Origin of the sequence: Streptomyces sp. NPDC059037 (genome assembly GCF_042740015.1) — a bacterium.
GTDB lineage: Bacteria > Actinomycetota > Actinomycetes > Streptomycetales > Streptomycetaceae > Streptomyces.
The window spans coordinates 1-9,739 of record NZ_JBHYIG010000017.1 but is presented as its reverse complement, the minus strand read 5'-3'; the positions used below and the strand labels follow the sequence as shown (position 1 = coordinate 9,739).

8 protein-coding genes are annotated in these 9,739 nt (G+C 71.3%); 6 read left to right on the top strand and 2 right to left on the bottom strand.

Going from position 1 to position 9,739, the window contains the following annotated elements; genetic code table 11:
- On the bottom strand, positions 1-973 hold a 973-nt coding region (locus tag ACFWY6_RS06100; protein WP_384686866.1), incomplete at its 3' end, for an ABC transporter transmembrane domain-containing protein.
- Positions 974-1,098: 125 nt separating this feature from the next.
- Between ACFWY6_RS06100 and ACFWY6_RS06095 the strand changes: the two genes are divergently transcribed.
- From ACFWY6_RS06095 to ACFWY6_RS06070, 6 genes are all read left to right on the top strand, one after another.
- Entirely contained in the window at positions 1,099-1,779 is a 681-nt protein-coding gene (locus ACFWY6_RS06095; protein WP_384686864.1) for a hypothetical protein, read from the top strand.
- A 211-nt stretch (positions 1,780-1,990) separates the two neighbouring features.
- Entirely contained in the window at positions 1,991-3,763 is a 1,773-nt protein-coding gene (locus ACFWY6_RS06090; RefSeq protein ID WP_384686862.1) for an NAD(P)/FAD-dependent oxidoreductase, read from the top strand.
- A gap of 27 nt (positions 3,764-3,790) precedes the next feature.
- Positions 3,791-4,732, top strand: coding sequence for a GlxA family transcriptional regulator (locus tag ACFWY6_RS06085; protein ID WP_384686860.1), 942 nt, complete (start codon positions 3,791-3,793; stop codon positions 4,730-4,732).
- 220 nt (positions 4,733-4,952) lie between these two features.
- Positions 4,953-6,011 carry an ABC transporter substrate-binding protein gene (locus ACFWY6_RS06080; protein WP_384686858.1) on the top strand — a complete coding sequence of 353 codons (1,059 nt, stop codon included), beginning with the start codon at positions 4,953-4,955 and terminating at the stop codon, positions 6,009-6,011.
- Positions 6,012-7,109 carry a FecCD family ABC transporter permease gene (locus ACFWY6_RS06075; RefSeq protein ID WP_384686856.1) on the top strand — a complete coding sequence of 366 codons (1,098 nt, stop codon included), beginning with the start codon at positions 6,012-6,014 and terminating at the stop codon, positions 7,107-7,109.
- Positions 7,093-7,923 (top strand): ABC transporter ATP-binding protein, encoded by an 831-nt coding sequence (locus tag ACFWY6_RS06070; protein WP_384686854.1) that lies wholly within the window; start codon positions 7,093-7,095, stop codon positions 7,921-7,923. Before ACFWY6_RS06075 ends, ACFWY6_RS06070 begins: the two co-directional genes overlap by 17 nt.
- A gap of 20 nt (positions 7,924-7,943) precedes the next feature.
- On the opposite strand, the gene ACFWY6_RS06065 is transcribed toward ACFWY6_RS06070, so the two are convergent.
- Positions 7,944-9,374, bottom strand: coding sequence for an MFS transporter (locus tag ACFWY6_RS06065; RefSeq protein WP_384686852.1), 1,431 nt, complete (start codon positions 9,372-9,374; stop codon positions 7,944-7,946).
- Positions 9,375-9,739 lie beyond the last annotated feature (365 nt).

Sequence of the window (9,739 nt, the reverse complement as noted above, 5' to 3'; positions counted from 1 at the left end):
GGGGGGGGGGGGGGGGGGGGGCGCCCCCCGCGGGGGGGGGGGGGCCCGCCGCGGGGGGGGGGGGGGGGGGGGGGGCCCCCCCCCCCCGCGACTGGAGGGGCCCGATCAGGAACAGCGAGAGCCCGACCGCCGACACCAGCTCGCCCAGGCTGATGCTCTCCTGGGCGGCCAGCCTGCCGCCGACCAGCGCGACCGCGGCGATCAGGCAGCCGGTGAGCGCGAGCACCATGCCGTTCTGGAAGGCCTGCGCATGTGCCGCCCGCAGCGTGGCCCGCAGGGAGTCGCGGCTTGTGGTGCGGTAGCGGTCGATGGCCGCCGACTCGCCGCCGATGCCCTTGAGGACGCGCAGCCCGGACACCAGGTCGGCGGCGACGGCCGAGGCGTGCGCCGCGCGCTCCTGCTCGGACGCGCTGCGGGTCTCGAGCGGCTTGCTCAGCAGATGACCGAGCCAGAGCAGCACCGGCGTGCCGAGCAGCACCACAAGACCCAGCGTCACCGACGTACGCAGCAGGACGACGGCGCAGGTGACGAGGCCCACGAGGGCCGAAGTCCCGACCATCAGGGCCATGTTGACGGCGCCGACGCGCTTGGCGTCCTCCGTCGCGACATTGGCGAGGGCTCCGGGCAGCCGGCCGTTCTCGGCTCCGCCGCCGGGGTGCAGGACACGGCGTACGAGCGTGCCGCGCAGGGTGTGTTCGGCCTGCGTGGCGGCGCGTTCGCCGGACCAGGCGCCGAAGCGGAAGCTCAGCGCGAGGCCGACGTAGACCACGGCGAGGACGGCGAGCCACAGGAGCAGGGCGCCGGTGTCCGACCCGGTCACGGCCCGGTCGATCACGATGCCGATCAGGACCGGTACCAGTGCCTCTCCGACCTGGTGCCCGGAGCCGAGGAACGCGCCGAGCGCGACGTCCCGGCGCTGCCGCCCGACCGTGTCCCACAGGACGTCCCGCCCCGATATGTGTGAAGGACTCACCCACGCCCCTCCGGGGTCGCCGACCGACGAAAACTTAGGTGAGGCTACTCTAAGTTGGCTGGAAGTGCCCAGGTGGCCGACGCCCGCCCGCAGGACCGGGTGAGGCGCGCGATAGCGTCGCAGCCGTGACGACGAACGCGCGCGGGAACACCCCGGACACCAGGGCGGGCACAGCCATATACGCCGGTCAGGGAAGCGCCGCCCGGCGGATCGCCGACGCCGTCGCCCTCCTGACGCCGCTCCTCGCGCTCCTGGTGCCGGTGGTGCTTGTCCGGGCCGGCCTGATCGATGAGGGATTCCTCTTCCTCAACATGGGCTCGCTCATCATCGGCGGCCTGGTGGCGGCCTACGCGCACATGGGCTGGCACGCCCGCCCGTACGACGACGATCTGCTGTCCGCCCGCACGCTGACCGGGCGGCGGACCGTCGACCTCGCCCGTCTCACCAAGGTCGGCCGCCTCGAAGTGCCGGGCCAGGCCAGGACCGACGACCGGCTGATCCTCACCGACGCACACGGCGGGCGGCTCATCCTGAACAAGCTCGCGGGCGGCGACGGCACGGTCGACACGCTGGTGCGCCGCGCGCTCGTCAGGCGGCCGGTCGATGCCGGAGTGGTCGTGTCGGACCGCGCAGCGGAACGCCTCGACCTGCGCACGGAAGTGACCCGCCCGAACGACCGTCTCCGGGCCGGCCGCAAGCTCCGCGGGGGCCTCATCGGATTCCTGCCGCTGCTGTCCGTCTTCGTGCTCGCGCCGGCGTCCATCGGTCTGACGCTCCTGGCCTGGATGCTCGCGGACGCCGGCTGAGGGCTCGCCGACATCGGCTGAGGGCTCGCGGGAGCGTTCATGTGCCGTTTTAGTTCACTTGAACACTGAAACTCCTCCCAACCCACTGTTTAGCGGTTATACGGGCGTTTCAGGTCCCTTTTCCCGCTCCGTGGGCTGACGTGCGTAGACGGCGGTCGTTGTCGGACATACGGTCGTTCCTCGTCATACGGCGAAGGAAAGGTGACAGATCGTGCGGGAGTATTACGACGTCGTCATCATGGGAGGGGGACCTGCCGGTTCCACTCTCGGTGCCCTGCTGGCCCAGCGCACCGAATTGCGAGTCGCCCTTTTCGACAAGGAGGTATTTCCTCGCGAACACATAGGTGAGTCTTTCGCTCATCCCGTGGTACCCGCCCTGCAGGAAAGCGGGGCATTGGCCAAAGTCCTTGCGAGCGCCTGCTGGGTGAAGAAATTCGGCGGCATTTATGCCTGGGACCCGGAACGGCCCAGCGTCGCCCTTTTCGACAAGAGACCGTATGAGAGCGACGGCGTACTGCGCTGGACCATGCACGTCGACCGGGCCGAGTTCGACCACATCCTCCTCGACCACGCCGCCGACGTGGGCGTGGACGTCTTCCAAGGTCTCGCCGTCGACGCCTACGAGCCCGAGTCCCGGGGCGGGCTCGTCCGCCTCGCCGACGGGTCTCAGGTGCGGGCCGGATACTTCGTGGACGCCTCCGGACGGCAGAGCAGTGTCTCCGCGGCCCGCAACAAGCGCGGCTGGCTCTCCCAGTTCAAGAACGTCGCCATCTGGCAGCACTTCACCAACTCCGGTCAGACCCAGAACATCGAAGCGGACTGGAACGTCTTCACCGCCGACAACCTCTCGCCCATCGGCTGTTTCGCCTTCCGCGACGGCTGGTGCTGGTACATCCCCGTGCCGAAGGTCATCGACGGCAAGCGGGTCCTCACCCACTCCATCGGCATCGTCACCAACCCGGCCGTGCTGAAGGAGCCGGGCAGCGACTTCACCGACCAGGAGACGTTCCTCGCCGCCGTGCGCCAGGTCCCGTATCTGAAGGACCTGATCGGCGACGCCGTGCCGGTGGCCGACGGCATGCTCACCGCCACCAACTACTCGCGCGTCAGTGAGGAGTTCGCGCACTACGACGAGCGGCACCTGCTCGTGGGCGACGCGGCCTTCTTCGTCGACCCGCTCTTCTCCTCCGGGGTCGCCGTCGCGCTGACGCAGGCCGCGGCCGCCGCCCTGCTCATCCAGAAGACCACCGACGGCAGCCTCGGCGAGACCGACCGGCGCCACCTGTGGCAGGACTACAACGCCAAGTGGCACGGCACGGCCGAGACCTTCGCCCTGATGATCGACCAGTGGTACCACGCCATCGCGAAGAACAACCCGGACAGCGCCTACTGGAGCACCCGCGGCACCGGAGCCGATCTCGGCATACGGGAGCAGACCTTCGACGCCCTGCTCAACACCGCTTTCCAGGACGGCCTGTTGGAGGTCATGACGCACGGCAGCCGCAAGGTGGAGGACCTGGACGCGGCGGGGCCCTTCCTGGCTGCATCGGCGCTGGCGGAACCGGCCGACCTCACGGACGACGCCGTCATCTCGCTGGCCGGCACGACGGCCATCCGGGACAGCGTCACCCTGCTCGTACCGGGGTTCAAGGCGACCAACCCGCCGATCAACGTGCAGCTGCCGCCCGCCGTCCTCGCGGGCATGACCGAGTACTGGCGCAACCCCGTCACCAACCACGCATCCGTGCCGTCCCCGCTGCGCGACACGGTGCCGTGCCGGCGCATCTACTCCACCGACGACCCGCACGGCGTCACCATCGACGCGGATGTCCGCAGGGACGGCGTTGACGAGCTGTGGGAACTGCTCGGCGGCGGCCCTCTCAAGTACGGCGAGATCGCGGGACGTCTGACCCCCGCCCAGACCCGGCTCCTCAAGCGGATGTGCGTGAGCGGCTTCCTTCAGGTGGTGCCCCCGGCCGCCTGACCAGAGCGTCAAGTCCGGCCCCCGCGCGTGGAGTTGGGGCACGATGGTGCCGTGTCGGGCAGGGGGCCCGGGGCGGCCCGACCGTGTCGCCGCCCTCTGACGGGAGGGCTGTGCGATGAAGCGGGACGTCCTTGTCGTGCTCTACGACGGGGTCCAGGGGGTGAGCTTCTCGGGACCGATGGAGACGTTCTCCGCCGGGTCGGCCGCGGCCGGGGACGGCCCGGGTCCCGTCTACGAGATACGCACCGCGTCGGTCGGCGGCGCTCCCGTGCGTACGTCGGGCGGCCTGACCGTGCTGCCCGACGGGTGGCCGCCATATCCACCGGGGTGTTCCTGCTCGCCGCGACGGGCGCCCTGCGCGGCCGCAGGGTCACGACCCACTGGAAGTGGTGCGACCTGCTGTCCGAGCGGTATCCGGACGTACAGGTCGACCGGGCGGCGACGGTCGTCAGGGACGGGCGGGTGACCACCGCGGGCGGCGGCACATCGGGCATCGACCTCGCCATGTCCCTGATGTCCGAGGACAGCGATCAGGAACGGGCCGTCCGGGTGTCCAGGGAGCTCGTCTCCTACCCCCGACGCCCCGGCGGCCAGCTGCAGTTCATCCCCTGGACGCCGCCCACGGTCGAACACCCCGTCCTGCGCGGCACCTTGCGGTGGATCTCGGACAACCTCCGTGCCGACCTCTCGGGACGCAGCCTCGCGGAACGCGCGGGTGTCTCCCCGCGCCACATCAACCGTCTCTTCGCGTCCCATACGGGCATGTCGCCCCGGCGCTACGTCGAATCGGCGCGGGTGGGCGCGGCGCGCCGGATGCTGGAGCGGTCCGAGCGGTCCGAGCGGTCCGAGCGGTCCGAGCGGCCCGAGCGGCCCGAGCGGCCGGGCGGCCCGAGCGGCCGGGCGGCCCGAGCGGCCGGGCGGCCCGAGCGGCCGGGCGGCCCGAGCGGCCGGGCGGGCTTGAGGAGATAGCGAAGGAGGCGGGGTTCAGCACCCTGGAGTCCATGCGTGTCTCGTTCCGCCGAGTGCTCCAAGTCGCCCCGGGGGAGTACCAGGAGAGGTTCGGCGCCTCTCCTCCGCCAGAGTGACAACGCGACAGTCGCGCAATTCGCGGGAACTCGAAGGCCGACTCCTCCGACTACCTCTCCGGGGCCGTGTTTGAGCCCAGAGGCAAGAGGCTCGGGAGAGTTTGATGCGTGTTCGTGTGTGGTGTGGAGCGATGGCCGCCCTGGCCCTGCTCGCTACCGGCTGTGGCGGCGGTGGTTCGGACGATCCCGGCAAGGCCGGAGGCAGCGCGGGAGACCCGGTGCGGGCGACCGACTGCAAGGGCCGGGTGACGACGTTCGACTCCACCCCGACGAAGATCGTGACCAGCAATGCGGCCGCACTGGAGCTGCTGTTGCGGCTCGGCGTGGGCGACAAGGTGATCGGCACCGGATTCCCGCCCGGCAAGGGCGCGTTCAAGGGCGACCTTGACGCGCAGGCACGTGAGGTACCCGTGCTCAGCAAGGCCGTCATTCCCAAGGAGAAGCTGCTCGGCTCCGGCGCAGACGTGTTCATCGACGCGTTCGGGCCGATGAACATGGGCGGCGCGGGCGGCCTGCCCACCGACGAGGAGTTCAAGGCCGCCGGGATCAAGCACATCTCCCTGAAGTCCACGGCCTGCGCGTCGACGCGCAAGAAGCCCGCGACGGATCTCGACACGGTCAAGGCCGACATCACCACGTTCGGGGCGGTCACCGGCAAGAGCGACCGGGCCGCCGAACTGGTCGCGGGGATGGAACGCAAGGTCGCATCGGTGCAGAAGGCCGTCGGAAAGGTCCCCGCGAAGGACAGGCCGAGCTACTTCTTCTTCGACTACGACGCCGGCACCAAGCAGCCCATGGCGATCTGCAACAAGCAGATCGGCAACGCCGTGATCACCCTCGCCGGTGCCCGCAACATCTTCGCGGACTGCGCGGGCACGTTCCGGCCCGTCGGCTGGGAAGACGTCGTCGCCAAGAACCCCGACTGGATCCAGCTCGCCGTACGCAACCGGGGCAGCGAGGCCGAGACGCGCAAGGCCTTCGACGACGCGCGGAAGTGGCTGGAGGACAACCCGGCGACGAAGGACCTCAAGGCCGTGAAGAACGGGAAGTTCCTGCGGATCGGCTCCGAGGAGACCACCATCGCGGGGGTCGGCAACGCCGACACCGTCGAGGAGATCGCCAACGCCCTGTACCCCGGCAAGGTGCGGGCGGCGGAGCAGTAGATGCCCCTCCTCACCCTCAACCGCAAGGCGACCAGGGCCCCGGAGGCGGAGCCCGTCGCGCGCACCCCGCGTCCCGGGGTGCTCGCCGCCCTGCTCGGAGCGGCGCTGCTGCTCGCGCTCACCGGCGCCGTGTCCTGGGGGTCCACGGACATCCCCCCGGACCAGGTGTGGTCGGCGGTGCTGCGCAGGCTGACCGGGCAGCCCGCGCGGCCGGGGACGTCGGACCTCATCGTGTGGCAGCTGCGGCTGCCGCGCGCCCTGCTCGCCGCCGCGGTGGGCGCGGGACTCGGCCTGGTGGGCACGGCCGTTCAGGCCCTGGTGCGCAACCCGCTGGCCGACCCGCATCTGCTCGGCATCTCCAACGGGGCATCGCTCGGTGCCGTCGCCGCCATCGTGCTCGGCGCGGGGGCAGGCGGAACGCTGGGGCTCGGCCTGTCCGGTGCTGCGTTCAGCGGGGCCCTTGCGACTTTCGCCCTTGTGTGGTTGATCGCTCGGCGGGGCGGCAATTTCTCGCCCCTGCGGCTCGTGCTCGCCGGTGTCGGCATCGGCCAGTTCCTCGCCGGGTTCACAAGCTACCTCGTACTCCAGGCCGGAGACGAACAGCAGACGCAGAGCGTGCTGTTCTGGCTCATGGGCAGCCTGAGCGGAGCGAACTGGTCGACGCTCGCGGTCCCCGCCATCGCCGTGCCGGTCGCGCTGCTGCTGCTCCAGGCGCGGGCCCGCGGTCTCAACGCCGTGATGATGGGGGACGAGACGGCGACCGGGCTCGGCGTCGACGTCACCCGGCTGCGGCGCGAACTCTTCGTCGTGACAAGCGTGTTGACCGGAATCCTGGTCGCGGTCTCGGGCGCCATCGCCTTCGTCGGCCTGATGGTGCCGCACGCCTGCCGGCTGCTCGTCGGCGGCGACCACCGCAGGCTGCTTCCGATCTCGGCGCTGTTCGGCGCGCTGCTGCTCGTCATCGTCGACATCGTGTGCCGTACCGCACTCGACACCCAGGAACTGCCGGTCGGTGTGGTGACCTCGCTGATCGGCGCCCCCGCTCTGCTGTATCTGCTCGACCGGCGCCTGGAGGCCCGTGGTGAACATCGACATTGAGGGGTTGAATGTCTCCTACGCTCGGCGCACTGTCGTCTCGGGCGTCCACCTCATCGCCGCCGAGGGCGAGGTGGCAGGCCTTGTCGGGCCGAACGGCAGCGGAAAATCGAGCGTGCTGCGCACCGTGTACCGGCATCTGCGACCGGTCGCGGGACGGGTACGCGTCGCGGGCCGCGACATCTGGGAGCTGACGCCCGCGGAGGCCGCGCGCAAAGTGGCGGCCCTGCCCCAGGAGCGCGGCGGCGACTTCGAGTTGACGGTGCGCGAGGTCGTGGCGATGGGCCGGACCCCGTACAAACGACTCTTCGCGGGCGACGACGACAACGACCGTGCGAAGGTGGCCGCCGTCCTAGAACAGGTCGGCATGGCGCAGGCCGGCGGGCGATCCTTCTCGGCCCTCTCCGGTGGTGAACGGCAGCGCGTCCTACTTGCGCGGGCGCTCGCCCAGGACCCGGAGGTGCTCGTCCTCGACGAGCCGACCAACCATCTGGACGTGCTGCACCAGGTGGAGCTGCTCGCCCTGCTGCGTGCCCAGCGCCGCACGGCCCTGGTCTCCCTGCACGACTTGAACGCCGCCGCCTCGGTCTGCGACCGGCTGCATGTCCTGCACCAGGGAAAGGTGGTGGCCTCCGGACCGCCGCGCGAGGTGCTGACACCGGAACTGCTCGCGGAGGTCTTCGGTGTTCGGGCCGCCGTGGTCGAACACCCGCTGACCGGCGACCCGTTGATCGCCATCGACCACCGTGCTCCGGCGGACGCCACGGGCGCCGCCGCGGCCACGAAGGCCGCGGCATCCGTCGCGCCCGCCGGCTGAATGAGCCGGGCCGGGAGAGGTCAGCGGGAGGCGGACGGCGCGGGCGCGGCGTCGGTGCCCGGCGCCTCGTGCTCCGGTACGGGCCGCCGCAGGCTGAGCAGCAGGACCGCGACACAGGCGGCCGCGGCCGAGACGACGAGCGCTGAGCGGGCGGCGCCCGCGATGCCCCAGACCGCGGTGGCCAGGGCGGGCCCCACGGCGAAGCCGAGACTGCGGGACAGCTGCACGACGGAACCGGCCGTGCCCACCGCGCCCGGCGGTGCCGAGCTCATCACCAGCGTCTGCACCGGGCCGCCGTACAGACCCATGCCCGATCCGGCGATGGCCAGGCGCCAGGCGATGTCCCCCCACGTCAGGCTGTCGTTGCCCAGCGGGAGCAGCAGTGCGAGGCCCAGTGCGGTGATCGCGCTGCCGGTGAGCGCGGTGGCCTGCGGCCCGTACCGGTCGGCGAGACGTCCGCCCAGCGGGCCCATGAGCCCCATGGCGAGCGGAAAGGACAGCATGGTCAGGCCGGTGGCGGTCGCGGAGAGGCCGCCCTCGCGCTGCAGCCGCAGGGCCATGACGAAGTGCATGGAGGCGAAGCCCGCGGCGATGGCGAACACCGCCGAGTTGATCCGCTGCGTCCCGGATGCGCGCACCACGTCGCAGACCTGCCGGCCGCCGGTGCCGCGCAGCCACCACGCGAGCGGGGGCAGCGCGGCCGCCGCGAGGAGCAGCCAGCCCGGGGACTCCGATGCCAGGGACAGGGAGAGCAGAAGCGCGGCGAGGCCGCTGCCGACGAGAGCGGCGTCGGCGAGCAGCCGCCCGCCGGGCGCGTGCAGCTTGCCCGCGCGGGGGAGCAGCCGTGCGGCCACCAGCAACGCCCCGATACAGACGGGGAGTTTGACGATGAACACCGCGCGCCAGCCGAACGCGTCCAGGAGCATGCCGCCCACGGGCGGGCCGGTGACGGCTCCCAGCGGGCCGAGCGTGGCGGGCACGCTCATCGCCCGGGCGCGCAGCTTCGGCGGCACCGCGCGCATCGCGAGCACCGGCATGAGGACGAACAGCATGGAACCGAAGGCCCCTTGGGCGATCCGGGTCACGGTCAGCCAGGCCATCCATGGCGCGGCCGCGCTGAGCAGGCCGCACACGGCGAATCCGGTGACGGAGACAAGCACGGCGGGCCGAAGGCCGATCTTCGCGCCGGTTCCCCTGCCGTCCAGCCAGCGGCCCGCCGGCAACAGCAGGGAGACGACCGCGAGTTGATAGCCAAGGGCCGCCCACTGCGCCATCGAGGGCGAGACACGCAGGTCACGGGATATCTCGGAGAGGGAGACATTGACGACGTTCATGTCGAGCATCGCCACGAACGACAGTGAACCGGCGACGGCGACCAGCAGCCAGCGGCTGCGTCCCTCCGCGGCCGGTAACGTCGTCCCCCGCGAGGCGTCCTGCGCGTCGTGCGTCATCAACGATTCCCTTCGAGTCCCTCCGAAGCCGCCCTTCTCCGGCGGAAGGGCGCGGATCGGCGGGCTCCGTAACAGTGGTCGGCTGCTGGAGAGGATAAGTTCCCGGGGCCGTGGCCGAGTTGGCCCTGAACGCCCTGGTCGGCGACGGCCGTTCCATCGCGGACGGTCGGATCGGGGGGTGCCGGAGTTCCCGCGCCGTGGCAGGAGATTGCTCACGTGCGGGATGCGGGCGAAGCCTGGCGGCAGCGGTGGTCTTCCGTGCCAGCATGTGTTCACCGGGCCATGCGGGAGATCAGCCCGTCCGGGCACGGCCCCTTCCATGTCTGCCCGTCGGCTCGCGCCGCCCCCACCATCCCCCGCAGGGC

What these genes read in the sequence shown, in the direction of transcription:
- ACFWY6_RS06080 (WP_384686858.1), top strand. Translation starts at nt 4,953, where the DNA reads ATGCGTGTTCGTGTGTGGTGTGGAGCGATGGCCGCCCTGGCCCTGCTC.
- ACFWY6_RS06075 (WP_384686856.1), top strand. Translation starts at nt 6,012, where the DNA reads ATGCCCCTCCTCACCCTCAACCGCAAGGCGACCAGGGCCCCGGAGGCG.
- ACFWY6_RS06065 (WP_384686852.1), bottom strand. Translation starts at nt 9,374, where the DNA reads ATGACGCACGACGCGCAGGACGCCTCGCGGGGGACGACGTTACCGGCC.